Below are 22,824 nucleotides of genomic sequence, written 5' to 3'. Positions count from 1 at the left end.
GGTGGCGGAGTGCCAGAGTGGCCACCGCGGTGCGCTGACCCGCCGTCAGGCGGCTGGGCGCGGGACACGGGGGTTGCGGGAGATGGAAGCGCTGAGGGCGGACGACCCGGCACAGGTCGGCCCGTACGCACTGGTGGGCAGGCTCGACGCGGGTGAGCTGGGGCAGGCCTACGCGGGCCGGCATCCGGCCGGACCGCTGGTCACCGTCACGGTGCCGTATCCGCACCTGGCGGCCGACCCCGGCTTCCGGGACCGTTTCCGCGCCGACGTCGGCGTCACCCGCCGCGTCGCCGGGCCGTTCGTGCTGCCGGTCGACGCGGACACCGAGAGCCCGACGCCCTGGCTGGTCACCGCGGGGCCCGACGTGCCGACGCTGGCCTCGGCCGTCACCGGCGGCGGGCCGCTGCCGCCGTACCGGATACGTGAGCTGGCGGTGGCGCTGACCGGCGCCCTGGTCGGGGTGCGGGAGGCGGGAGCCGCCCTCGTCGGCCTTGAACCGTCCGCCGTGGTCATGACGCCGGACGGCCCGCGGCTCTCCCCCTTCGGGATCACCCGCCTGGCGCACGGCGACGCAGGGCGGTCGGACCCGGACGCCGTGTGGACCCTGGGCGCGGTGCTGCACTTCGCCGCCACCGGCCGCCCGCCGACCGCCGCCCCGGCGGGCTGGCAGCCGGGCCCGCCGGTGGTCGCCGAACCCGTCCTGGCGCAGCTGATATCCGACTGCCTCGCCGCGTCGCCGACCGCCCGGCCCACCCTGGCCGACCTGGTCGGCCGGCTGAACGCCACCGCGGTGCCCGGCGCCGTGCTGCTGCCCCCGGTACGCCCGCGGCCGTGGTGGCGGGACGTCCCGGCGTCGGTGGTGGCCACCGCGGTGGGGCTCGCGGTGATCGCCGTCCTCGTGCTGTCCGCGGGCGGCTCGCACGACTCCTTCGGGGCGCAGCCGCCCGGCGTGGCGGTGTCGGGTATCCCGGGACTGCCGGGCACCCTGCCCACCGACGACGGCGACGGCGGCGACGGCGGCGACGGCGGCGACCAGCCGGACGGCTCGCAGGACCCGTCCGACTCCCCCTCGGCCACGCAGGACCCGATCGGCACCGCGGCGACCGGCGACTGCTTCGACGACACCGGGGCCCCGCAGACCGCCGGCCTCCGGCCGACCGGCTGCGCGCCGCGGACGTTCAAGGTGGTCGACGTGCTGCACGGCACCACCGACACCGGCGGCTGCGCGAACGTCCCAGAGGACTCCTGGAACGTGCCCTACCCGGCTCAGAACCTCGTGCTGTGCCTCAGCTACCTGTACGACCACGGCAGCGCCTACCACGCCGTCCCCGGCGACTGCGTGTGGGGCACCAGCGCGGACAGCGCGTGGAACGGGATCGACTGCCAGAACGGCGCCTTCACCGTGCAGAAGCGCTACACCGGGACGACGGACGGCAGCCGCTGCAACAGCCTGCGGGACAACGACTGGGTGGAGCACTTCACCGTGGGCGGCCGGTCCGACCTCGACGTCACGCTCTGCCTGACGATGAACTACCCGGACGACGCCGGCCACGCCACCCAGCACGAGTGCATGCGCTTCACCGGCACGACCACCCGCCCGTCGCTGCACGCCTCGTCGTGCGGCTCCGCCAACGTGGTGGTGACCGGCCGCACGCCCACCTACAACAACGCCAAGTTCTGCGGCACGGACGCCTGGGCGACCTGGAAGCCGGACTACTACCCCAAGCTGGCGTACACCGTCTGCTACCGGCGGCGGTGACGGCCACAACGGCCGAGTGCGGCCCGGCGGCCGCAGCGGCTCGTGCGGTCGGTCCGCGTGCGTTCCGGCCCGCTCTGCGGCACCGTGGGAGACGCAACCCGACCCCCAGTGAAGGGCAGTCCGCCATGGCCGAGCACACCTACCGGGTGACGGAGATCGTCGGCACCTCCAAGGAGGGCGTGGACGACGCCGTACGCAACGGCATCCGCCGTGCCGCACAGACCCTGCGCGAACTCGACTGGTTCGAGGTGACGCAGGTGCGCGGGCACATCGTGGACGGCGAGATCGAGCACTACCAGGTGGGCCTCAAGGTCGGCTTCCGCCTGGAGTCCGGGGAGTAGTCCCGCCCCTTCCCGCGCCCGCCGCCCGCGCGGCTCCGCCCGACGGCGGCGGCGCGGGACCCCCGCATGGCGCAGCACCGGCGGCGCGAAACCCTCGCATGGCGCACTCCCGTACGGCCCAGTCCTGCTCGCATTATCCGACTGATCGTCAGATCATGTTGTCGTCAAGGCGGGTTTTGTACGGGTTCGTTCCGTTCCCGCCGTCTGCTGCAGACTCGGGAGCCGCAATGAGCCGATCCACCCCCTCCGCGCAACCGCCCACCGGACCCGGACACTCCGGGCACGACGCCGACCGCGAGGCCTGGGCGGCGAGCGGCACGGTCTTCGCGGCGATCCTGCTCCTGGTCGGCGGCGTCCTGGCGGTCCTCGAAGGCATCGTCGGCATCGCCAAGGACTCCGTCTACGTCATCACCCGGGGCGGCTCCGCCTACAACTTCAACGTGACGGCGTGGGGCTGGATCCACCTGGTGCTGGGCGTCATCGCGGCATTCATCGGCATGGGCCTGCTGCTGGGCGTGCCGCTGGCCAGGTTCGCGGGCATCGGCATCGCCTCGATCCAGATCATCGCGAACTTCATCTTCCTGCCCTACCAGCCCGTCTGGTCGGTGATCATGATCGCGATCGACCTGTTCGTGATCTGGTCGCTGGCCAGCTACCACCCGCACCGGAGCCACCAGCAGGGAGGCATGCGGTGATCGGCTTCCCCTCCAACCCCACGCTCGACCAGTTGCGCCGCTGCACGGTCGCGGTCGACCTGGGCGCCGCACGCACCCGGGTCTACCTGCGCGGCAGTGGGGTGGTCGCGGACGAGCCCAGCGTGGCCGCGGTCGACATCCGCACCGGCGCGCTCATCGCGGTCGGCGCGCAGGCCGAGCAGATGGCCGGCCGCACCCCCGAGCACATCAGGGTCGTCCGTCCGGTCGCGGGTGGCGCGGTGGTGGACATCGCGATGGCCCAGCGGATGCTGCGGCACATCCTCGGCGACAAGCTCGGCCGCCGCAGGCTCCGGGTGCCGATGATGCGGGCGGCGGTGTGCACCCCGCACGGCAGCGAGCCGATCGCCCGCAGGGCGGCGGTCGAGACGCTGTACGGGCTCGGCGCGCGCCGGGTCGAGCTGGTGGACACGCTGATCGCCGCGGCGGTGGGCTGCGGGCTGCCGGTGGAGCACCCCGAGGCCACCATGATCGTGGTGTGCGGCGCGGGCACCACCCAGGTCGCGGTCCTCTCGCTCGGCTCGATCGTGTCGGCGGAGACCGTGCCGGTCGGCGGCGACGCGATCGACCGGGCGGTCGTCCAGCACCTGCGCAACGCGCACGAGCTGATGCTGCCGAGCCAGTCGGTGCGCCCGCTGCACCAGATGCTCGGCGCCCCCGCGACCGGCGGCACCCCCACCACCGAGGTGCACGGGCGGGACGTCATCAGCGGCATGGCCCGCTCGGTGCTGGTCGAGACCGAGGGCGTCAGGCACGCGATGCGCACCCCGCTGACCGCGGTCCTCGACGCCATCACCGGGGTCCTCCGGCAGTGCCCGCCCGACCTGGTCGCCGACCTCGGCGACCGCGGCATCATGCTGGCCGGCGGCAGCGCGCTGATGCCGGGCCTCGACCTGATGCTCCGCGAGGCCACCGGCATGCCCGTGCACGTCGCCGACCGCCCCGACGTGGTCGCCGTCCAGGGCCTCGGCGCCATGATCGAGGGCCGCGTCCGCCCCCTCCTGCTCGATCCCCTGACCGTCTGAACCACCCTCACGAGGGCGGCCCGGGTGACGCGCCCGGGCCGCCCTCGGCGTGTCAGCTCCCGCCGCGCCCCGGGGCGGGGTTCCACCGGTGGGCGGTACGGGCGGGCCCGGGGGCGTCAGGCCGTACGGCGCCGGCCGGGGAGGCCGAATCGCACCTGGCGGAGCAGGGACGCCACACAGCTCAGCAGCACACCGCCCACCGCCCAGGCGCACAGCACCCACCAGGCGGTGAAGGTGTCGTGGCCGCCGAAGTAGACGTAGTTGCGCACCAGCGTCACCCCGGCGCCGCTGGGCAGCGCCGGGCCGATGTCCCGCCAGAACGGCGGCAGCAGCGACGCGGGGAAGACGCCGCCGGCGCTGGGATTGCCCAGCACCACGAAGATCAGTACGGACACGGCGATACCGAGCGGCCCCAGCAGCACCTGGAAGGCCATCCCGGCCGCGGCCGCGGCGAAGGTGATCAGCACCCCGATCCACCACAGCGGCGCGAAGTGGTTCGGCAGCGCGTCGAAGACCAGGTCGGCGATGACGGCCCCGCCGAGCCCGGACAGCACCGACAGCACGGCGAGCGCGGCCAGCCGGATCAGCGTCCGGTGCAGGTTGGCCGGCCGCGCCCCGAACGACATCGCGAGGGCGGCGGACGCCAGGTAGCCGCCGATGATCAGGCCGACAACGAGATAGAAGCTGCTCAGCCCGCGCCCGTCCGCCGAAGTCGGCGGCCGCAGGTCGGTGATCACCAGCCGGCCCGGGCCCTCCACCTTCTGGAAGACCAGCTGCAGCGACTGCACCCCCGCCGGTCCCGCGGCCGACGCCACCAGCAGCCGGTCGGCACCGCCGGCGGGCGCGACCACGAGTGCGGCCTCGACACGGCGGTCGAGCACCATCGCCCGTGCCTGCCCCACGCTCCCGGCCGGCCTGACGGACAGCGGCCGGCCGGGCAGCGCGTTCAGCTTCCCGACCAGCGCGGACTGCGCCTGCGCGGGAGCCACCACGACCAGCGCGATCCGGCTGGGCTTCGGCGAGTGGAAGGCGCCGATGTAGGAGACGACGAAGGCCAGTTCGAGGATCAGCACCCCGAGGATCATGATGGTGGCCCGCAGGCTCACCGCGTCCTTCACCTCTTGGGCGAAGCCCTTGGACGGCCGGAAATCCGAAGGGGTCGACGGTTCGGCCATGGCAACTCCACGCGGTGACTCGACAGCGCTGAGTGACCATAGAAGCACCTCACGGCGACGGAACGTGTCCGCCGCCCGCAGGGTCCGCCCCCGAACCGGCGTCAGATCCGGAAGTGCTCACCCTTCACAGCGGCCACGAAGGCCGCCCAGCTGTCGGCCGGGAAGACCAGGGCGGGGCCCTGGGGGTCCTTGGAGTCGCGCACCGGGACCAGGCCGGAGAAGCCGTCGGCGACCTCGATGCAGCTGTCGGGGTTCGAGTTGCCGCTGTATGACGACTTGCGCCACATGGCGGTGCTCAGGTCTGGCGTGGAGTTGCGCATGACGTGTGGTCCTCCAGCGTGGTCCGCAGCAGTGCGAGGGAGTCGGCAGTCGAGAGCGCGGCATCCCTCAGCAGATCGTAGGCCAACCGAAGCCGCTCCACGTCCTCGATTTCCTGGACCAGTTGGCCACTCCAGATGTTCTCGAAGTACGCGACCGTACGCCCGCTGGGCAGCCACAGGAGTTGGACCGCGTTGAAGACCAGCGCGTGCGGACCGATCCCGAACGGCACGATCTGCAAGGAGATGTTCGGCTCCTGGGCCACCTGCACGAGGTGTGCCAGCTGATCGCCCCATACCTGCGAGTCGGGGACCGGCCGGTGGATCACCGACTCGTCCAGCAGTCCCCGGTACTGAAGGGCCTTGAGGCCGGTGAGGCGATCCTGCCGCGCCATCCGGGCTTGCACCTGTTCCGCCAGCACCTCCTCGCTTGCCGGTCCGTCGAACCGCAGCACCGTCTCGGCGTATCCAGGCGTCTGCAACAGGCCCGGGACCGTACTCACGCTGAATTCGTGGATCCCGGTGGCTTCGGCCTCCACCTCGCTGAATCCCTCGTATCTGTTCGCGCCCGCCTCCCGCTTGGCCAACCGCCACAGGTGGGAGAGGAGTTCCCCAGTGCCGTACGTACGGTCGAGCATCCCGGCCGCATCGACCGAGCCCAACCGGCCGCCCTTTTCGAGCCGTTGCAGATACGACCCGTCGTATTTCGTGCGCTCGGACAGCTCGGCGAGCGTCCAGCCGCTGCGTTCCCGTTGCCTTAGCAGCTCGTTGCGGTAGACCGCGCGAGCTGACAGGCCGTCATCCCCGTTGCCGTCCATGCGAAGCTACGCACCCACTTCCCTTGCCTGACGGCCAGGCAATGCCCGCCTGGCCGAGCCGTTCAGCACGGCCGCGCGCTGGCGGAGCGTGACGGACACGCCCGGACGGCGGCAGCGTCGTGCCGGTCGGAGGGGGCAATGCCCCACCTCTGTCGATCGTAGGCGGCAGCCCCCACGCTTGCCTACGGAACGTCAGAAATCGATCACGCAGAGGCGGCTCACCGGATGGCGACCACGGCACACCCCTACACCCCGGCGCAGATCCTGTGGCCCGCCACCCCGCGCGGCGTCCACCAGGCGCGGCACTCGCTGGAACGCAGACTCGCCGAGTGGGGGCGCCCTGACCTGGCCCCCGTCGCGGGTCTCGTGCTCACCGAGCTGATGACCAACGCCTGCCAGCACGCCGCCGTGGAGGGGCGCAGGACCGGGGTGAGCGTGCTGCCGGTGCCCGGCGGCGTACGGATCGAGGTCCACGACCCGGCCGACCTGGCGGCGGGCGAACCGACCGTGCGGGCGGCGCCGCCGGAGGACGAGCGGGGGCGCGGCCTGGCCCTCGTGGACACCCTGACCGGGCACCGATGGGGCGTCACCGACCGCGACGGACCCGGCAAAGTCGTCTGGGCGGTCTGCGCCGACCCGGAGTCCTGACCGGCCGGACCCCTCTGCGTAGTACGCGGCACGCGGGTGGGCTGACCCCGGGGTGATGGTGCAGGTCGTGTCACAAAGTTGTTGATGCACTGTCAGGAGTGGCGCCGAGTGGCTAGCGTGGCGTCCATCGCCCCGGACCCTGCCGGCCAGCGGGCCGGTCTCGGTGCTCACCCGGGGCGGCTGAGCGCTTCGGGGGTGCGGGACGATGAGCAGCGGATTCGGGGGGCCGCCCCAGTGGCCGCCGATACCACCCAAGCCGGCCGCTCCGCCGACCGTGGGCCGCAGGCCCTGGTGGCGGCGGCACAAGGGCTGGCTGGGGCTCGGGGCGGGTGTCGTGGTGGTGGGACTGGTCGCCGGGGCGCTCGTCTGGCAGGGGTCCCGGCAGGCCGAGCCGGACCGGGCCGCGTTCGAGACGGCACTGGCGAGCCTGGCCGCGCAGCCCGCGATCCGGTACGACACCGGCGCCGGAGCCGGCACCTCGGCGGAGATCCAGGTCACGTACACCGGTGACGTCCTCGGCACGATGACCGTCGCCGGGCAGAAGGTCAGCACGATCACCGTGAACGGCACCACCTATGTGAAGATGCCGAACCTGCTGGGCGACAAGGCCGCCGACCCGACCGGGCTCGCCGGGAAGTGGATCACCGGCAGCAAGGCGTCGGCCACGGCGGGCACGAGCAGCACGGCGTCGGGGGTGCAGACGCCGGCGGCGCTGGCGAACCGCCTGTTCACCTCGCTGAACAGCAGGAAGACGGTGCTGTCTGACGGCAAGAGCCCGGCGGACGACGTGGACGGCACGCGGACGCGGAAGGCCAGCACACCGGACGGCGACCTCTTCATCACGCGGGACGAGCCGTACCGGCTGCTGCGGTACGTGCCGAAGTCGGTGGCGGGGGGCGGGCCGTCCGGGCTGCCGTCACTGCCGACGCTGCCGCCGATGCCGTCGCTGCCCTCGGGGATGCCCTCACTGCCGTCCGGCTTCCCCTCGCTGCCCTCGGCGTTCCCGTCACTGCCGTCCGGCTTCCCCTCGCTGCCGGGGCTGCCCTCCGACCTCGGGCTCGGCGCGCACGGCACCGCGTACACCGCGGTGGCGCCCGCTCGTTACGCCACGCCTGCGGGGACCCTGGACCTCACCGAGCTGGCCCCGCAGGACGTCGACGCCTTCTACCGGGAACTCCAGGACTCGACCAAGCAGTTGAAGACGGCGATCAACTCCGACATCGACTTCAGCCTCAAGGGCAAGGCGGACCTGTCCTGTTCGGCGGGCGGCTGCTCGGTGGTCGCCCATGTCAGCAGCGACGTCACGAGCGGCGCCCCCGGGACGAAGATCGCCGGCGGGCAGGTGAACGCGACGCTGACCGCGACCGTCGAGATCGAGGGCGAGCCCGCGGGCACCTGCACCGCGACCGCCGTCCTGCCGCTGAAGGGGACGAACGACATCGGCTGCGAGGACGGGACGGCCGGGGCGGTCTTCGCCGAGCAGGAGGCGCTGAAGAAGGAGGAGGCCGAGGCGCAGTCCGAGGCCGAGGGCGGCGAACCCGTCCCGTACAGCGTCAGTTCCAGCGGTCAGGCCATCGTCCAGGCGCTGGCCCAGGTCGACGTGGACGCGCTGCTGGCGATGGAGCAGGTGGAGCAGCAACTCCTCGACGCCTTCCGGCGGAACGCCACGCCGACACCGACACCGACCGCGACCGGCAGCGCGAACCCCACGCTCGCCCCGACCGACGCGCCCACCGGCCTGCCCAGTTCGTCGCCCACCGCCGTCCCCACCGCCCCGCCCGGCGACGACGACGGCAAGAAGAAGCCGACCTGCGTGGACCGGCCGCCCGCCGACCACGAGCCGAACGGCCCGGACGGCTGGACGTACTACTCCCCTGTCGGATGGCAGAAGCGCGCCACTGGAGCGGCGGTGTGCCTCAGCTTGGAGGCCGCCAGCGGAGCGCCGTCCAACTCCGGCAGTCCCGGCATGGACGTGGCCAAAGCGCGTGCGGCGAAGCTCTTCCCCAGCGAGCGGACGCCGGTGAACAGCTGCCACCTCATCCCGCAGGCACTGGGCGGCCGCGGCGTCATGGCCAACCTCTCGCCCTGCTGGACCAAGCCGGTCAACGTCGGGGAGATGACCCGCGTCCAGGGGTGCGTCACCGGCCTGATGAAGTCGGGGGTCGTGCAGATGCTGGTCGCGCCCGTCTACAAGACGCCCAACAGCCTGATCCCGTACCTCTACCGCTACCAGGTCGAGGCATGGGACCTCAACGGCAACACCGTCCCGCAGAACTGCTCCGCCGTCGTCTACAACGAGAAGGACGGGTATTTCCTCAACGGCGACGACTGAACGCCCGCGGCGGGGTTCGCGGTCGGGGACGGAGCATCGGTATGCGCGACGACATCGAGGAGTTCGGGCGGCTCGCCCAGCTCACCCCCCGCCAGGGGGAGGTGCTGCCCTGGGCGGCCGCGGCCACCGCCTACGGCGTCGAACTGCCCGCGGACTTCAGCGCGTTCGTCGACGCCTTCGGCGGCGGGGAGGTGTGCGGGCGGCTCAGCGTCAACACCCCCTGGCCGCTGGACGATCCGCCGGTGCCGGCCTCCGCGGTGGGGGCGATGCTGGACGACGCCGCCGAGACGAGCGCCCTGCTGCGCGACATCAGGGCCGACTACCCCGACCAGTTCCCCCACCCCTTCTTCCCCGAGCCCGGCGGCCTGCTCGCCTGGGGCAGCGGCATCGGCGGCGAGCAGTGCTTCTGGCTCACCGGCTCCCCCGACCCGGACGCCTGGCCGGTGGTGATGTGGGACAAGGCGCACTGGCGGGGCTACGACCCGGGCATGCTCCGCGTCCTGCTGCTGACGGTCACCGGCGCGGACGCCTTCCTGCGCGAGCAGTTCCACGACCCGGCCGCGCCGGTGTGGACCCCGCGCGGCTAACTGCCCTGCTGGCCGCGCAGGTTGGCGCTGTCCGCCGCCGACTCGCCGTGCTGCCAGCCGTCCGCGTCGCGCGCCTTCAGGCGGGAGGTGGTCGTCGTGGGGAAGAGCCGGCGGGTGGTGTCCTCCACCGCCAGGGCACGGGAGGCCAGCGCCGGGAGCAGGCCGGGGGTGGCCTCGGCCGACTCCTCCTCCGCCGTCGCGGCGGTCAGCCGCGCCCGGATCCGGGAGCCGTAGGCGATCAGGAACGACTCGCGGAAGTCGCGGGAGCGGGACGTACGGCCGCCCTGGAGGGCGCGGTCCGCCTGGACGAGGAGTGAGGTGTAGAGCAGTTCGACGGCGTCGAGGTCGGGGGCGTGGCCGACGACCGTCGAGAAGCCGATCTCCGAGGACCAGACGGACTGGGCGCGGTTCGCGGCGGCGACGGCGTCAAGCAGGAGGGCCTTGGCCGCCTCGTAAGGTCCGTCGATCCAGATCCGCCGCGCTCCCGCAGCGGCCCCGTCCGCGTGGGCGGCCGCCAGCAGCGCCGCGTCGATGCTGTGCCTGGCCATCAGGTGCTGGGCCTTGGCGGACAGGGCTTCCGCCTCCTCCGGATAACCGGTCGACTCCGCCTTCGCCAGCAGGGCCCGGATGCGGGCCAGCATCTTCGGCGGGGCGGCCTGCTCCGCCGGTGCGGCGAGGACGGGGAGCGCGGGCAGCCGGGCGTAGAGGCACAGCAGCTCCACGAAGGCGGTCGCCGCGGCGAATCCGGTGAGGCGCTCCTCGCGGGCGAAGTCGCCGAGGCTGCGGCCGTCCGGCCACTGCGCCAGGCGCTGATGCAGCGCGCCGAGCTCCCGCCCGGCCATCCGCCCGAGGTCGTCCCCCCGCCACCCCCTTCGCTCGCACCCGCCGACCACGTCACGCATCCACCGCGCGGCCACGGCGTCGCGCCCGCTGTCCGCGGCCAGCACGGAGGCGGCGGCGTCGACCTCGTCGGCCCCGCCGTGGATGGCGCGGGCGTAGGCGTCCCCGAAACGGTTGTCCACCCGCCCATTGTCCCTGGCGGGACGCCCCCGGGCCCGTTCGCCCCCGGCCGGGCGGCCGCCGGGCCTGCCGGCCGTGGGCGGCGACCGCCACGGGTCCCGCCCGACATCTTCGCTTCATGTGCCGAACGCCTCGCGACCATCCCCCGATCACCCGCCGGCGGAACGTTCTTGGCATGACCACTACTTCCTCGGCCCGTCGCCACCGCACCGCCGCCGCGGTCGGCCTCGCCGTGTCGTTCACCGCCTCACTCGTCGTCCTCGGCCCGGCGGCGCCGGCCTTCGCCGACTCGAACGCGAAGCCGACCTACGAGGTGAAGATCGACCTGACGACCGCCGCACTCGACGCCTCGCACGCGCCGCTCTCCGCGGTGAAGTCGGCCTTCGGGATCTCTGGCTCGGCCAAGTCGCGCTCCTATGAATACTTCGACACCTCGGCGCTCGCCCTGAACGCCCAGGGCTGGGACGTCCGGCTGCGTCACAAGTCGGGCTCGGACTTCGAGGAGTCCTACAAGAAGCGCTTCCCGGTCACCGGCGGCGACATCGACGCGGCCCTGGACGAGGCCGACGACGAGGGCTTCGACAGCAGCGACACCAACTACGACGCCGAGGTGGACTGGGGCTACGCCAAGCAGACGCTGAGCTTCAGCAACGAGAAGAGCCACAGCGACAGCGGCTACTCCGGCACCTCGATGCCGTCGAGCAGCACCGGCAGGTCCTGGCTGGCCGACGAGATCCCCGGCAAGCTGGAGGACTGGAACAGCAAGAACTGGGGTGCCGACACGCTGGACGCCGCCGCCGCCAACGGCCCGGTGACCTCGCAGGTCTGGTCCGGCGACTGGGAGTCCTCGGACGACGCCAGCATCGAGGTGCTGCCGGTGAAGGCCGCCAGCGGGACCGGCACCGAATACGTCGTGGAGGTGTCGTTCAAGACCGACGACCACGACGACGCCGCCGACCTGCACGCCGACGCCATCGCGGTCGCCGACGCGCACGGCTGGCTGTACCACGGCGACATCCTCAAGACGCAGCTGATCCTCGACCGCTACTGAGCGACCCGGCGGGCGTCCGCGCCCGCCAGCAGCGCCCGCAGCCTCGTCTCGCGCAGCCGCAGCACGACCGGTGCCGCCGCCTGCCGCGAGGCGAGGGCGAGGGGCCAGGCCAGCAGCGCGCCCAGCAGCAGGGCGGCCAGCACGTCGTGGGGGTAGTGGACCCCGATCCACACCCGCGACGCGGCCATCAGGACCGCGACCGGCACCGCGGCGAGCCCCACCCGCGGCGCGGCCAGCGCCAGCGCGACGGCGGCGGCCGCGGCGAGGGCCGAGTGATTGCTCGGGAAGGAATAGTCCCCGAGCGGCGGACACGCCTCCACCGTCACCACGTGCAGCGTCCTGCACGGCCGCTGCTCGGCGAACACCGACTTCACACCGTCGTTGACGAGGTAGACCGCGACCACGACCAGCGGCACGCACAGCGCCGCCGCCATCGTGCCCGCGTCCGCGGACCGTGCGCGCCACCACACCACGAGCATCATCACGGCGAAGACGCCGAGCCCGTAGTCGCTGAAGAGGCGGACCGCCTCGTCCACAGCATGCGGCGCCCGCTGCGCGAGCTCGGTGACCCAGCGGTAGGCCCCCGCGTCGAACCGCCCGGTCACAGGCCCTCCGCCGAGGAACCGCGGCGCCGGCTGCGTACGAGCTCCAGGACCAGCGGGGCCAGGGAGACCGCGACGATGACCGCCACGATCGGCAGCAGGTAGGTGTCGACGTGCGGGACCGACGAGCCGAGCGCGTATCCGCCCAGCACGAGCCCGACGCTCCACACGGTGCCGCCGGCGACCTGCCAGAAGGTGAACGCTCTGGCGGGCACGCCGAGCGCGCCGGCCAGCGGGTTGAGCACGGTGCGGACCACCGGGACGAAGCGGGCCAGGACGACGGCCTTGGCGTGCCCGTACCGTTCCAGCAGCTCACCCGCCCGCGCGGTGCCCTGGTGGATCTTGCGGCTCTTCGTCCTGGCCAGCAGCGCGGGCCCGCCGCGCCGCCCGATGACGTAACCGGTCTGCGCACCGAGCAGCGCCCCGGCCGTCGCGGCGACCAGCACCTGCCACAGCGTGAGGTGCACCACGTCGGAGGCACCGGACACGCTGAGCAGCCCGGCGGTGAACAGCAGCGAGTCGCCGGGGAGGAAGAAGCCGATGAGCAGACCGGTTTCGGCGAACATCACGACGGCGATGCCGACGGCGCCGAAGGACGACAGCAGCGAGGTCGCGTCGAGGACGTTCACCGCCTGGTGCAGTGCGGGCAGGGGCATGGCGGGGGAGCCCTCCCATAATGGGTCCGGGGGCGCGGTGCGGCACCCCTGCTGACTACAGTCCTGTAGTCGGTCTACAGCACTGTAGACGAATGAGCGGGAAGGAGCGATTCATGCCGGACGCCAGTGCGTCGGCCCGCCGCCCTTCGGGCGAGCTGGAGGCAAGCGTGCTCGCGGCCCTCTGGGCGGCGAACGGCCGGGCGCTCACCCCCGCCGACGTCCAGCGGGAACTGGTCGCCGCGGTCGGCGCCGACCTCGCACGCACCACCGTCACCACGATCCTCGCCCGCCTCCACGAGAAGGGTTCCGTCAGCCGCACCCGGGCCGGGCGCGGCTACGCCTACCTCCCCGCCCAGGACCCGCCCGGCCTCGCCGCCCGCCGCATGCGCACCGAGCTGGACAAATCCGCGGACGCGCTGCGCGGCACCGTGCTGGCCCGCTTCGTCTCGGAGCTGGACCCGGACGACGAGCAGCTGCTGCGGGAGCTGCTGGCGCAGGAGCCCGAGGATCCGGGCGGGCTTTCCGGCGGGCTTTCCCGCGGCGTCGCGGACTCGGGTGACGCCTCCCGCGGCGGCGGGGACGGTGCCGGTGACACTTCCACTCGCGGAGGTTCCGGCTCGTGAACTACGCCGTCTGGGCGCCCCTGCTGCTCCCGCTGCTCGCCGCGCCCGCCGCCCGGCGGCTGGCCGAGGCACTGTCGCCGCGCGCGGCGGCCTGGCTGCTGGCCGGCTCCGCCGTGGCGCTTGCCGCGTGCAGCACGGCCGCGCTTGCGCTGCTCGCCGGGGCCGGCGCGCTCCGGCTCCCCCCGGTGGCCGCGCTCGGCCACCTCGTCCTGCCGGTCGTCGGCGACCAGGTGACCGTGCCGGCCGCTTGCGTCGCCGCGGTGCTGCTGGCGGCGGTGGGCGCGGCCCTGGTCCACACCTCACGGCAGCGGGTGGTGCTGGCCGCCCGTGCCCGCCGCGCCGCCGCCGCGTCCGGTACGGAGGCCGGCGACCTCACCGTCCTGGACGAGGACGGGCCGGACGCGTACGCCCTCCCCGGGCGCCCCGGGCGGATCGTCGTCACCACCGGCATGCTCAAGGCGCTCGACCCGGTGGAGCGCGAGGTGCTGCTCGCCCACGAGCGCGCGCACCTGACCGGGCGCCACCACCTCTTCCTCACCGCCCTCGCGCTGGCCTGCGCCGGCCACCCGGCGCTGCGGGTGCTGCGGGCGCCGCTGTCGTACACGCTCGAACGCTGGGCCGACGAGGCCGCGGCGGCGTCCGTCGGTGACCGCCGGGTCGCCGCCCGGGCCATCGGGCGGGCGGCCCTGGCCACCCGCCCGTCCCTGCCCCGCCCCGCCGCGGCCCTGTCCGCGGCCGCCGGCCCCGTCCCCCGCCGGGTGGCCGCCCTCCTCACCCGCCCCCATCCCTCCCCCACCCCCCGCACGGTGGCCCTCCTCCTCGCCGCCTGCCTCACCCTCTCCGCGGCCTGCGCCCTTGAGGCCGCCCACGACCTCCACGGCTCGATCGAGGTGGCCCAGGCCGAATAGCCCGCCGGCTATGACCGGCGTCACGGGAACCGGGCGCGGGCGGGCGGACAGCTAGAGGGTATGGAGACGGATGAGCGCTCCCGCTTGCGCGCCGGGGATCCCGGCGCGTTCGGGCGGCTGTATGACGACTGGGCCCGCTCGGTGTACAACCACGCGTTCCGGCTGACGGGCAACTGGGCGACGGCCGAGGACGTGACGGCCGCGACCTTTCTCGAAGCGTGGCGGCTGCGGGTGCGGATCGACGCCGAGGGCGGCTCGTTGCGGCCGTGGCTGCTGGGGATCGCGACCAACGCCGCGCGCAACTCCTCGCGTACCGCCCGCAGATACGCGGCCGCCACGGCACGGCTGCCGCGCGAGGACGTGACGCCCGACTTCGCCGACGAGGTGGCCGGCAGGATCGACGACGTCCAGAGACTCGCCGCGGTCCAGGCGGCGTTGGCGACGCTGCGACGCGGCGAGCGGGAGGTCTTCGCGCTGTGCGTGTGGTCGGGGCTGGACTACCGGGAGGCCGCGCAGGCGCTGGGCGTGCCGGTCGGCACCGTACGGTCGCGGCTCTCCCGCGCCCGGCGGAAACTGCGGGAACTCACGGATACCTCGCTTTCCACCAGAAATCGGGAACTCCGCCCCGCCCGCGGACAGGTACCAGGAGGCCGCAGCACCGCGGCCCGGCCAGCACAGGAAGGAACCCGATGAACCGCCAGCCGAACGGGCCGAGCCCGGCAGAGCGCGAGGAGTTGGCGCGGATGGCGCCGGTACCGGCGGATCGGGACCTGCCCGCGGGCCGCCGACCCGTCCTGAAGGAACACCTCATGCACGAGATCGAGCAGACAGCCGCCGCCCCCGCCCCGCGGCGCCGGCGGCGCCTGACCGCGATCGCCGTCCCCGTGGCCATCGCGGCCGCGGTCGGCGTCGCCTTCACGGTGCTGGGCAGCACCGGCGCCAAGCCCTCACAGGCGGCGGGCGGAACGACCGAGAAGATCGTCAACGCCAACTACACCCTGGAGAAGGGCAGGGACGGCTGGGTCGAGGTCAGCGTGAAGATCACATCCAAGCTCGACCAGGCCAAGATCCGGGCCGACTTCGAGCGCGTGGGCATCCCGGCCGAGGGTATCTTCGTCGCGCGGGACGACTGCGACGCGGCTCCGCCTGGGGCGGGCCACCGCAAGAGCCTGCCGAATCGGCAGATCGACAAGATCTACTACCCGGGCAAGGTGGTCAATGAGGCCTTCGTCTGGCACGTCAAGCCCAGTGCGATCCCGGCCGGCTACTACTTCGACCTCACCTTGATGGAAGAGCCCGCGGACTCTCCTTCCGGTATTGCCGGGATCGCGGTCTCGGGCATCGCGCAAGGCCCCCCGCCCGCCTGCAGGTCCGCGCACCCGGGAGAGCGGCCCTTCGGCTCCTTCCCCCCCGGCCCCACCAGCAGCGGCGTCGGCCGCAAGGGCTGAGTACGCGAGTAGGCCGCCGCCCCGGCGGCGGCCGGCGCACCGGCGACGCCGCGGCCGGGCCCTCGCCGGCCAGCCGGTCATGGCGCCCTCCGTGGACGCCATGACCGCTGCTCCCCCCTGCTCCCCCGTGCCCCCGTTCCCCCCTGCCAACCGGTGGCGCATTGATCGTGGCAGGACCCGGGGACGCCGGGCATTGCCGCTTTCCGGCAGACTTCTTGCATCGATCGTGTCCGGGTCGTGCGGGAACCGAAACGCCACCGGCCGCCGTCCGCGTACTGAAGCGGAGGGCGGCCGGTGGCGATGGAGCCGTACTGCGGTGCCTGGGGTCAGGCCTGGGTGATGCCCGCCTCGATCTCCAGGGCGATCTTGATCTTGTCGCTGACCGCGGCACCGGCGGCGCCGCCGGTGACGCCGAAGTCGCCACGGCTGATCTCGGTGGCGGCCGAGAAGCCCGCGACGGCGTTGCCGTCGAAGCCCTTGCCGAAGCCGTTCAGCTCCAGCGTGAGGGTGACCGGCTTGGTGACGCCGTGCAGCGTCAGCTCACCGTCGACCTCGAACAGCTCGGAGGTCTGCGGGCGGACCCCGGTGGAGGTGAAGGTCATCTCCGGGAAGTTCTCGACGTCCAGGAAGTCCGCGCTGCGCACGTGGCCGTCCCGGGTCTCGTTGTTGGTGCTCACCGACGCGGTCTTGATCACCGCGTTGACGGTGGACTCCAGCGGGTCCTCGGCCGTGACGATGGTGCCCTCGAAGGTCGCGAAGTGGCCGCGGACCTTGGAAACGCCGAGGTGACGGACGTAGAACGACACGTCGGAGTGCACGGTGTCGATCGTCCACGTACCGGCGACATAGCCGTCGATCACTGCGGTCTGCGAGCTCATGGCTGATACTCCTTGGACGGAACCATCAATGGTTGCTGGTGATTGAAACCTCATTCACCATATCCCGATGGTGTTGAGAGTTCAACCACCGGTATGATGAACATATGAACGATGTGCGCTGGCTGAGTGCGGAGGAGCAGGAGATCTGGCGGGCCTACCTGTCCGCCAGTGTGGCCTTCTCCGCACACATAGACCGGCAGATGCGGCAGGACTCGGGCATGCCCATGGCCTACTACGAGATCCTCGTCCGCCTCTCGGAGGCACCGCACCGACGCCTCCGTATGAGTGAACTCGCGGATGCCTCGCTCTCTTCCCGGAGCCGGCTCTCCCATGCGGTGGCCGCACTGGAGCGCAACGGCTGGGTCGAGCGGCGCCCCGCCGACGGCGACCGCCGCGGGTGGGTCTGCGCGCTGACCGACGAGGGCTACGCGGCGCTGGCCGCGGCCGCCCCGGGGCACGTCACGACGGTGCGCGAGCACATCTTCGACGTGCTGACGCCCGAACAGCTGGCGTCCCTGCGGGACATCGGGCTGGCGATCAGTGCGGGGCTGCGCGCCGAGTGCGCCGCCGCGCGGGCCGAGGACGAGGAGGCCTGCGGCGCCTGAGCCGCGCCTGCTCAGGGTGAGGCCGGCGGCCAGCTGAGCAGCCGGGCGCCCAGGGCGGCGGTCTCCAGGGTGTAGCGCTGGAGCGGGTCGTCGGGGTCGAAGCCGGTGAGCGCGGCTATCCGCTCCAGGCGGTAGGACAGCGCGCGCACGCTGAGATCCAGCCGGCGGGCGGCCTCGGCGTTGACATAGCCGGCGGCCGCGTACGCCGAGATCGTCTCCAGCAGCGGGCCCGCGCCGCCCCGCGCCGCCAGCAGCGGCCCGAGCACCGACTGGACCAGGTCCGACATCGCCGCCCGGTCGCGCATCAGGACCGGGAAGACCAGCAGCTCCGCCACGTTCAGGACCCGGCCGTCCAGGGCGAGGCGCTCCGCGAGGTCCAGCGCGCTCAGCGCCTCCTCGTAGGAGCGCACCACACCCACCGCGCCGCTGTGCGTGCGGCTGACCGCGACCCGGGCGGGCTCGTGGGCGGAGGCCAGCCTCACGAACGCGTCCAGCACCTGCTGCTGCCCGGTGGGGGCCACGCACACCAGCCGCCCGTCCTTGGGGGCGATCAGCGCGTCGTGGTCGCCGAAGCGGCCGGCCAGCTCGCGTTCGATCCGCCGCAGCAGCGGGTGCGCCTCGTCATACGTCTCCCCCGGCGGCGCCGCGGCGACCGCGACGGTGTGCCGCTCGGCCAGCCGCAGCCCGAAGCCCTCGGCCTGCTCGGCGATCCGGCCCGGGTCGCTGCGGCCGTAGAGCAGGTCGTCGACGAAGGCGCGGCGGGCCGCGTCGGCCCGGCGCACCGCGTGCCGCTGGGCGCGGGCATGGCCCTCAGCCAGCGCGCCGATCCCCGCTTCGAGCGCGGCGAGCACCGCGGCCCCCGCCTTGCGCAGCTCGGCGGTGTCGCGGGCGGCGGCCACCCCCGGCAGCGACGACCAGGCCTGCCGGGCCGCGGCGAGATGGCTCGCGGTCAGTTCGCGCAGGCCGAAGCCCGCGTCGGCGGCCTGCTCGCCGAGCGCCCTGCGGCTCTCGCGCTCCGCCCGGGTCAGCGCCCGGCAGCTGCGGGAGACGTCGGCGAGCGTCTCGGGGAATCCGGCCAGGAACTCCGCCGGCACCGCGGGCGGGTGCGTCCCCGCGCCCTTGCCCTTACGCGCGGCCGCCGTCCCCACGCCCGTACCTGTCCCGGCCGCCACCACTGCCCCACCCCTGCTTCCAGAACCCGGACACGCGAACCTACCAAGGCTGCCGGATCCCGGCAGCGGCGGCCTGCCCCTCCCGGGCAGCGCGAAGCGTTTCCCCTCCCGGGCAGCGCGAAGCCCCGGACTCCCGTCCGGGGCTCGTCCCGCCTGGGGCGGGTGCGCTTACTTGGCCGTGGTGGTGGGCTGCAGCGTCGGGGTGGCCTCGTTCGCGGTCACCACGTCGGTGGGGGTGAGGGCGTCGGGCGCCGGCGTCGCCGAGGACCCGGGGGTCGGCGATGCGGTGGTGGCCGGGTCGTCGTGCTTCATCGCCCTGGCCTCGGACCTCAGGATGCGCATCGACTTGCCCAGGCCGCGGGCGGCCTCGGGGAGCTTCTTCGAACCGAAGACCAAGATGACGACGATCGCCACCAGGACCAGGTGCCACGGCTCCAGCCCGTTTCGAAACATGGGATCCTCGCTTCACTCAGGGGGCTAACTCTGCCTCGTACGTCTTGCGCCTCGACTTCGCATTGTCACCCGAAAGCCGCGGCAGACGGCACCCAGGTACTCAAAGCATGCGCAAAAAGCACGTGAACGGGAAGACCCCCAGGTCTGGCGCCCGCAGCCCGGCTGTGTCAGCCGGCGCCGTCACTTGCCCGGCACGGGCCCGCACTTCAGGCACTTCGCGGGGTCGGGGAGCGCGTCCAGGACCGGCTTCCAGAGGTCGCTGGTGACCATGGTGGTCATCTCGGTGACGTTCAGCGGCGGGTCCGTCCGGGTGGCCGAGGCCCCCTTCTCCCGGGTCGAATTCCACTGGCTCAGCTGGATCCCGGTGTCGTCCGACGTGACGAAGGTCGCCGTCCAGTCCTTCTCACCGCCACGGTGGTCCGGGTACTCCCAGCCCTTGAAGACCTTCAGGATGCCGCCCCTGACATGGGTGATCGAGCACCACGTGCCCGGGTTCTGGGCGGCCGGCGGGCAGTCGCCGACGGGACCCGCCCCGCGCTCCAGATTGATCGTGACCTCGCCGGGGCCGGCGCCGTCGTCGAACAGCGCGGTCGCGGAGGCGTACGGGCGGTACTCCGTGCCGACGCCCTCCAGGTCCTTGACGCTGCCGGCGGGCAGCAGGCGGCCGAAGATCTGGGCGACCTTCTGCCCGCTCACCGGGCGGACGGCCGAAGCCGACCCCACCAGCTGCGGCTGCTCAGGCGCGGCGGCCACTCCGCTGCCGTGGTCGCCGCTCCGCGCGATCCCGGAGCCCAGCACGCCGCCGACCGCGACCACCGCGAGGGCGGCGGCCCCCGCCACGACGGTGGCCGTACGCCGGCGGCGCAGCCGGCGGCCTCTGAGATGGCCCGCGCCCACGAGTTCCGCGGGGTGGTCGGGCTGGAAGGTGTCGGCGGTACGGCGCATCGCGTCGCCGAGGTCGTCTTCGAATTCCATGGGCATGGGTGTCCTCACAAGTGCGGGTTGTCATGACGGATGGGGGTGGGTGCACGCGGCTGGGCGCGGGTCAGCGTGCGGTCAAGTCCGAGAGCTCGCCGCCGAGTTCATCCCGCAGCCGGCCGAGGGCGCGTACGGAACGGGTGCGGATCGCGCCGGGTGACGCCTCCAGCGCGGCGGCGGTCTCCTCGATGCTGCGGTCCTCCCAGTACCGCAGCACCAGCACCGCCCGGTCCTTCGGGGCCAGCCGGGCGAGTGCCTCAAGCAAGGTGACGCGGAGAGTGGTGTCACTGCCGGGCGCCGCCGGGAGGTCGGGCGGCTCGGCGATCGGGCGCTCCCCGCTGCTGCGGCGGCGCTGATGCGTCAGGAACGCCCGCACCAGGACGGTCTGGGCGTACGCGGCCGGATTCCCGAGCTTGGCCGTCCGGCCCCAGACCAGGTACATCCGGCCCAGCGTCTCCTGGACCAGGTCCTCGGCCAGGTGCGTGTCGCCGCTGGCGAGCAGGCACGCCGAGCGGTACAGCGGGCCCGCGCGGGCCCGGGCGAACTCCAGGTAGGCCTGCGTCTGCACTTTTCGCACGCCTGCGGCTCCTTTCGGGGGGACGCGGTCTCACCCTCTTCGACGCGATGACGCTGCGCTTGCGTTACAGGGGGAGTGCCACCTGCGGTGGCGCCGCTACCTTTCCCACCCCGGCGGTGGCCCGCGCCGTCACCCGCGGCTGCCACTTGCGGTGGCGTCGCCGGCTTCCCGCCGCCGTGGCTGGGCGCGCAGTTCCCCGCGCCCCTGGGGTGGGTGCCCCGTCCTGTTGCGTTCACAGTGCCGCCGCACTCGGGCTGGGCGCGCAGTTCCCCGCGCCCCTGGGGTGGGTGCCACTTGCGGTGGCGTTCGCAGTGCCGGTGCGTGGGGGCTTGTCGCGCAGTTCCCCGCGCCCCTTGAGGCCTGCCTCTTCCGCCGTCGGGGGTTGGTCCCTGGCAGAGGTGTTGCTGGCGCAGAGGGTGAGCGTTTTTCAGGGGCGCGGGGAACTGCGCGACAAGCCACGACGGCGCAGAAGACGCATCGCGACTGCAAGTGGCACCCACCCAGGGGCGCGGGGAACTGCGCGTCAGGTCGGAGGGAGAGGGGGGTGGCCGCGGAGGAGGGAGGCGGTGGAGGCCAGGAGGCCCATCGCGGCCGCCGTCGCGAAGACGATCAGCAACCCGTGATGGAACGGCGCCGAAATCAAGTTCGGGAAGAACGACTTCCCCGTCAGCACCGCCCGGTTATGCGCGGGCAGCGTATCGAGCACCCCGCTCGGCCCGAGCAACGTCCGCACCGGGTTGATGCCGAGGAACGCCGAGAAGACCGTCGACACCGGCGGCAGGGACGCCGCGTGCTGGGCGGTCGCGGCCGGCACGCCCTGCGCCTGGAGCCCCGACGAGAGCGCCGCAGGCAACCGGTTGGCCAGGCCGATGATGAGCAGCGAGAAGAAGATGCCGATGGACAGCGACATCCCGCTGTTCTGGAAGGTGGACCGCATCCCGGACGCGGCCCCCCGGTGCGTGACCGGGACGCTGCTCATGATCGCCGACGTGTTCGGCGCGGAGAACATCCCCGACCCCATCCCGTTGGCCGTGATGAGCAGCGCGAAAGCCCAGTAGGGGAAGGTGATCGGCAGCAGCAGCAGGCCGACGAAGCTCGCCGAGAACAGCAGCAGCCCGCCGGTGGTGAAGAAGCGCACCCCGTAGCGGTCGGAGAGCCAGCCGCACAGCGGGCCCGCGATGAGGAAGCCGGCGGTCAGCGGCAGCAGGAAGATGCCGGCCCACAGCGGCGCGTCCTCGAAGTCGTAGCCGTGCAGCGGCAGCCAGATGCCCTGCAGCCAGATGATCAGCATGAACTGCAGGCCGCCGCGCGCGACGGAGGCCAGCAGCGAGGCGGCGTTGCCGGCCGCGAAGGCCCGGTTGCGGAACAGCGAGAGGTGGAACATCGGCTGCGGCACCCGGGATTCGATGACGCAGAAGACGACCAGCAGCAGCGCGCCGCCGATCAGCCCGGCGAGCACCTTGGGGCTGGTCCAGCCCATCGTGTGGCCGGCGTAGGGCTGGATGCCGTAGGTGATGGAGACCAGCAGCGCGCCGAGGCCGCCGGCGAAGGTGAGGTTGCCCCACCAGTCGATACGGGACTTCTGCCGGGCCGAGGTCTCCCGCAGCGAGCGGTAGGCCCACACCGTGCCGAGGATGCCGACCGGCAGGTTGACCCAGAAGACCGCCCGCCAGTCCCACGCGGAGAGCAGTCCGCCCAGCACCAGGCCGATGAACTGCCCGCTGAGCGCCGAGATCTGGTTGATGCCGAGCGCCATGCCGCGCTGGCGCGCGGGGAAGGCGTCGGTGATGATCGCGGCGGAGTTCGCCATCAGCATGGAGCCGCCGAGCGCCTGCACCACCCGCCAGCCGATCAGCCATAGCGCGCCGGACCCGCCGAGGAAGGGGTCGAAGGACAGCGCGACGGAGGCGAGGGTGAAGACGACGAAGCCGAGGTTGTACATCCGCACCCGGCCGACGATGTCGCCGAGCCGTCCGAGCGTGACCACCAGCACCGCGGTGACCAGCAGATACCCCATGATCATCCACAGCAGGTAGCTGATGTTGCCGGCCGCGAAGGGGTCCAGGTGGATGCCGCGGAAGATCGCCGGCATGGAGATGATCACGATGGAGGAGTCCACCGTGGCCATGAACATCCCC

At 72.9% G+C, this 22,824-nt stretch carries 24 protein-coding genes and 1 pseudogene; 13 read left to right on the top strand and 12 right to left on the bottom strand.

Going from position 1 to position 22,824, the window contains the following annotated elements; genetic code table 11:
- The first annotated feature begins 82 nt into the window (after nucleotides 1-82).
- The 4 genes from OG702_RS21700 (at nucleotide 83) to OG702_RS21685 (ending at nucleotide 3,838) form a co-directional block, all read left to right on the top strand.
- A complete protein-coding gene (locus OG702_RS21700; protein WP_327290574.1) occupies nucleotides 83-1,759 on the top strand; it encodes an LppU/SCO3897 family protein in 1,677 nt (558 codons plus the stop codon).
- A gap of 125 nt (nucleotides 1,760-1,884) precedes the next feature.
- Nucleotides 1,885-2,100 carry a dodecin gene (locus OG702_RS21695; protein ID WP_327290573.1) on the top strand — a complete coding sequence of 72 codons (216 nt, stop codon included), beginning with the start codon at nucleotides 1,885-1,887 and terminating at the stop codon, nucleotides 2,098-2,100.
- 227 nt (nucleotides 2,101-2,327) lie between these two features.
- Nucleotides 2,328-2,795, top strand: coding sequence for a DUF7144 family membrane protein (locus OG702_RS21690; RefSeq protein ID WP_327290572.1), 468 nt, complete (start codon nucleotides 2,328-2,330; stop codon nucleotides 2,793-2,795).
- Nucleotides 2,792-3,838, top strand: coding sequence for a rod shape-determining protein (locus OG702_RS21685; RefSeq protein ID WP_327290571.1), 1,047 nt, complete (start codon nucleotides 2,792-2,794; stop codon nucleotides 3,836-3,838). The genes OG702_RS21690 and OG702_RS21685 overlap by 4 nt, the downstream gene beginning before the upstream one ends.
- 116 nt (nucleotides 3,839-3,954) lie before the next feature.
- Here the strand turns inward: OG702_RS21685 and OG702_RS21680 are convergent, their stop codons facing one another.
- The 3 genes from OG702_RS21680 to OG702_RS21670 all read right to left on the bottom strand — a co-directional run bounded on the left by OG702_RS21680 (nucleotide 3,955) and on the right by OG702_RS21670 (nucleotide 6,148).
- Nucleotides 3,955-5,013, bottom strand: a complete 1,059-nt coding sequence (locus tag OG702_RS21680) for a DUF3533 domain-containing protein (protein WP_327290570.1) — start codon at nucleotides 5,011-5,013, stop codon at nucleotides 3,955-3,957.
- A gap of 101 nt (nucleotides 5,014-5,114) precedes the next feature.
- Nucleotides 5,115-5,333 carry a DUF397 domain-containing protein gene (locus tag OG702_RS21675; protein WP_327290569.1) on the bottom strand — a complete coding sequence of 73 codons (219 nt, stop codon included), beginning with the start codon at nucleotides 5,331-5,333 and terminating at the stop codon, nucleotides 5,115-5,117.
- The gene (locus tag OG702_RS21670) at nucleotides 5,309-6,148 is read right to left on the bottom strand and encodes a helix-turn-helix domain-containing protein (RefSeq protein WP_327290568.1); all 840 of its coding nucleotides are present in this window, start codon (nucleotides 6,146-6,148) and stop codon (nucleotides 5,309-5,311) included. Before OG702_RS21670 ends, OG702_RS21675 begins: the two co-directional genes overlap by 25 nt.
- Nucleotides 6,149-6,373: 225 nt before the next feature.
- Between OG702_RS21670 and OG702_RS21665 the strand changes: the two genes are divergently transcribed.
- The 3 genes from OG702_RS21665 to OG702_RS21655 all read left to right on the top strand — a co-directional run bounded on the left by OG702_RS21665 (nucleotide 6,374) and on the right by OG702_RS21655 (nucleotide 9,715).
- Nucleotides 6,374-6,796 (top strand): ATP-binding protein, encoded by a 423-nt coding sequence (locus OG702_RS21665; RefSeq protein WP_327290566.1) that lies wholly within the window; start codon nucleotides 6,374-6,376, stop codon nucleotides 6,794-6,796.
- A 205-nt stretch (nucleotides 6,797-7,001) separates the two neighbouring features.
- Nucleotides 7,002-9,128, top strand: coding sequence for a hypothetical protein (locus tag OG702_RS21660; RefSeq protein WP_327290565.1), 2,127 nt, complete (start codon nucleotides 7,002-7,004; stop codon nucleotides 9,126-9,128).
- 41 nt (nucleotides 9,129-9,169) lie between these two features.
- Complete coding sequence (locus OG702_RS21655; RefSeq protein ID WP_327290564.1) at nucleotides 9,170-9,715, top strand: hypothetical protein; 546 nt, start codon at nucleotides 9,170-9,172, stop codon at nucleotides 9,713-9,715.
- Here OG702_RS21655 and OG702_RS21650 read toward each other — a convergent pair.
- Nucleotides 9,712-10,737 (bottom strand): DUF2786 domain-containing protein, encoded by a 1,026-nt coding sequence (locus OG702_RS21650; protein ID WP_327290563.1) that lies wholly within the window; start codon nucleotides 10,735-10,737, stop codon nucleotides 9,712-9,714. The two genes, OG702_RS21655 and OG702_RS21650, sit on opposite strands and share 4 nt — an antisense overlap.
- Before the next feature lie 173 nt (nucleotides 10,738-10,910).
- Here OG702_RS21650 and OG702_RS21645 point away from each other — a divergent pair, with 173 nt between their 5' ends.
- The gene (locus tag OG702_RS21645) at nucleotides 10,911-11,786 is read left to right on the top strand and encodes a hypothetical protein (protein ID WP_327290562.1); all 876 of its coding nucleotides are present in this window, start codon (nucleotides 10,911-10,913) and stop codon (nucleotides 11,784-11,786) included.
- On the opposite strand, the gene OG702_RS21640 is transcribed toward OG702_RS21645, so the two are convergent.
- Both OG702_RS21640 and OG702_RS21635 read right to left on the bottom strand, forming a co-directional pair.
- Entirely contained in the window at nucleotides 11,780-12,391 is a 612-nt protein-coding gene (locus OG702_RS21640; RefSeq protein WP_327290561.1) for a phosphatase PAP2 family protein, read from the bottom strand. The two genes, OG702_RS21645 and OG702_RS21640, sit on opposite strands and share 7 nt — an antisense overlap.
- A complete protein-coding gene (locus OG702_RS21635) occupies nucleotides 12,388-13,044 on the bottom strand; it encodes a DedA family protein (protein WP_327290560.1) in 657 nt (218 codons plus the stop codon). The genes OG702_RS21640 and OG702_RS21635 overlap by 4 nt, the downstream gene beginning before the upstream one ends.
- 113 nt (nucleotides 13,045-13,157) lie before the next feature.
- Here OG702_RS21635 and OG702_RS21630 point away from each other — a divergent pair.
- From OG702_RS21630 to OG702_RS21615, 4 genes and pseudogenes are all read left to right on the top strand, one after another.
- Nucleotides 13,158-13,547: pseudogene (locus OG702_RS21630) on the top strand (BlaI/MecI/CopY family transcriptional regulator); the annotation flags it as partial.
- A gap of 116 nt (nucleotides 13,548-13,663) precedes the next feature.
- On the top strand, nucleotides 13,664-14,575 hold the full coding sequence (locus OG702_RS21625; protein ID WP_327290559.1) for a M56 family metallopeptidase: 912 nt from the start codon (nucleotides 13,664-13,666) through the stop codon (nucleotides 14,573-14,575).
- A gap of 60 nt (nucleotides 14,576-14,635) precedes the next feature.
- On the top strand, nucleotides 14,636-15,268 hold the full coding sequence (locus tag OG702_RS21620; protein ID WP_327290558.1) for an RNA polymerase sigma factor: 633 nt from the start codon (nucleotides 14,636-14,638) through the stop codon (nucleotides 15,266-15,268).
- Nucleotides 15,265-16,023 carry a hypothetical protein gene (locus OG702_RS21615; protein WP_327290557.1) on the top strand — a complete coding sequence of 253 codons (759 nt, stop codon included), beginning with the start codon at nucleotides 15,265-15,267 and terminating at the stop codon, nucleotides 16,021-16,023. The genes OG702_RS21620 and OG702_RS21615 overlap by 4 nt, the downstream gene beginning before the upstream one ends.
- 326 nt (nucleotides 16,024-16,349) lie before the next feature.
- Here the strand turns inward: OG702_RS21615 and OG702_RS21610 are convergent, their stop codons facing one another.
- Complete coding sequence (locus tag OG702_RS21610) at nucleotides 16,350-16,901, bottom strand: YceI family protein (protein ID WP_327290556.1); 552 nt, start codon at nucleotides 16,899-16,901, stop codon at nucleotides 16,350-16,352.
- 104 nt (nucleotides 16,902-17,005) lie between these two features.
- On the opposite strand from OG702_RS21610, the gene OG702_RS21605 reads away from it, so the two are divergent.
- Nucleotides 17,006-17,506 carry a MarR family winged helix-turn-helix transcriptional regulator gene (locus OG702_RS21605; RefSeq protein WP_327290555.1) on the top strand — a complete coding sequence of 167 codons (501 nt, stop codon included), beginning with the start codon at nucleotides 17,006-17,008 and terminating at the stop codon, nucleotides 17,504-17,506.
- Between the two features lie 11 nt (nucleotides 17,507-17,517).
- On the opposite strand, the gene OG702_RS21600 is transcribed toward OG702_RS21605, so the two are convergent.
- The 5 genes from OG702_RS21600 to OG702_RS21580 form a co-directional block, all read right to left on the bottom strand.
- The gene (locus tag OG702_RS21600; RefSeq protein ID WP_327290554.1) at nucleotides 17,518-18,654 is read right to left on the bottom strand and encodes a PucR family transcriptional regulator; all 1,137 of its coding nucleotides are present in this window, start codon (nucleotides 18,652-18,654) and stop codon (nucleotides 17,518-17,520) included.
- Between the two features lie 192 nt (nucleotides 18,655-18,846).
- Nucleotides 18,847-19,131, bottom strand: a complete 285-nt coding sequence (tatA, locus tag OG702_RS21595) for a Sec-independent protein translocase subunit TatA (protein WP_327290553.1) — start codon at nucleotides 19,129-19,131, stop codon at nucleotides 18,847-18,849.
- 180 nt (nucleotides 19,132-19,311) lie between these two features.
- Nucleotides 19,312-20,106: a hypothetical protein gene (locus OG702_RS21590; RefSeq protein ID WP_327290552.1), complete on the bottom strand. Its 795-nt coding sequence runs from the start codon at nucleotides 20,104-20,106 to the stop codon at nucleotides 19,312-19,314.
- A 70-nt stretch (nucleotides 20,107-20,176) separates the two neighbouring features.
- The gene (locus OG702_RS21585) at nucleotides 20,177-20,686 is read right to left on the bottom strand and encodes a SigE family RNA polymerase sigma factor (protein ID WP_327290551.1); all 510 of its coding nucleotides are present in this window, start codon (nucleotides 20,684-20,686) and stop codon (nucleotides 20,177-20,179) included.
- A gap of 523 nt (nucleotides 20,687-21,209) precedes the next feature.
- Nucleotides 21,210-22,820 (bottom strand): MFS transporter, encoded by a 1,611-nt coding sequence (locus OG702_RS21580; protein ID WP_327293313.1) that lies wholly within the window; start codon nucleotides 22,818-22,820, stop codon nucleotides 21,210-21,212.
- Nucleotides 22,821-22,824: the final 4 nt, after the last annotated feature.

Source organism: Streptomyces sp. NBC_01198, assembly GCF_036010485.1.
GTDB lineage: Bacteria > Actinomycetota > Actinomycetes > Streptomycetales > Streptomycetaceae > Actinacidiphila.
This window is presented reverse-complemented; position numbering and strand designations above follow the sequence as displayed.

Coding starts and splice junctions, on each gene's coding strand:
- OG702_RS21700 (WP_327290574.1), top strand. CDS start 83: ATGGAAGCGCTGAGGGCGGACGACCCGGCACAGGTCGGCCCGTACGCA.
- OG702_RS21695 (WP_327290573.1), top strand. CDS start 1,885: ATGGCCGAGCACACCTACCGGGTGACGGAGATCGTCGGCACCTCCAAG.
- OG702_RS21690 (WP_327290572.1), top strand. CDS start 2,328: ATGAGCCGATCCACCCCCTCCGCGCAACCGCCCACCGGACCCGGACAC.
- OG702_RS21680 (WP_327290570.1), bottom strand. CDS start 5,013: ATGGCCGAACCGTCGACCCCTTCGGATTTCCGGCCGTCCAAGGGCTTC.
- OG702_RS21675 (WP_327290569.1), bottom strand. CDS start 5,333: ATGCGCAACTCCACGCCAGACCTGAGCACCGCCATGTGGCGCAAGTCG.
- OG702_RS21670 (WP_327290568.1), bottom strand. CDS start 6,148: ATGGACGGCAACGGGGATGACGGCCTGTCAGCTCGCGCGGTCTACCGC.
- OG702_RS21665 (WP_327290566.1), top strand. CDS start 6,374: ATGGCGACCACGGCACACCCCTACACCCCGGCGCAGATCCTGTGGCCC.
- OG702_RS21660 (WP_327290565.1), top strand. CDS start 7,002: ATGAGCAGCGGATTCGGGGGGCCGCCCCAGTGGCCGCCGATACCACCC.
- OG702_RS21655 (WP_327290564.1), top strand. CDS start 9,170: ATGCGCGACGACATCGAGGAGTTCGGGCGGCTCGCCCAGCTCACCCCC.
- OG702_RS21645 (WP_327290562.1), top strand. CDS start 10,911: ATGACCACTACTTCCTCGGCCCGTCGCCACCGCACCGCCGCCGCGGTC.
- OG702_RS21635 (WP_327290560.1), bottom strand. CDS start 13,044: ATGCCCCTGCCCGCACTGCACCAGGCGGTGAACGTCCTCGACGCGACC.
- OG702_RS21620 (WP_327290558.1), top strand. CDS start 14,636: ATGGAGACGGATGAGCGCTCCCGCTTGCGCGCCGGGGATCCCGGCGCG.
- OG702_RS21615 (WP_327290557.1), top strand. CDS start 15,265: ATGAACCGCCAGCCGAACGGGCCGAGCCCGGCAGAGCGCGAGGAGTTG.
- OG702_RS21610 (WP_327290556.1), bottom strand. CDS start 16,901: ATGAGCTCGCAGACCGCAGTGATCGACGGCTATGTCGCCGGTACGTGG.
- OG702_RS21605 (WP_327290555.1), top strand. CDS start 17,006: ATGAACGATGTGCGCTGGCTGAGTGCGGAGGAGCAGGAGATCTGGCGG.
- tatA (WP_327290553.1), bottom strand. CDS start 19,131: ATGTTTCGAAACGGGCTGGAGCCGTGGCACCTGGTCCTGGTGGCGATC.
- OG702_RS21590 (WP_327290552.1), bottom strand. CDS start 20,106: ATGGAATTCGAAGACGACCTCGGCGACGCGATGCGCCGTACCGCCGAC.
- OG702_RS21580 (WP_327293313.1), bottom strand. CDS start 22,820: ATGTTCATGGCCACGGTGGACTCCTCCATCGTGATCATCTCCATGCCG.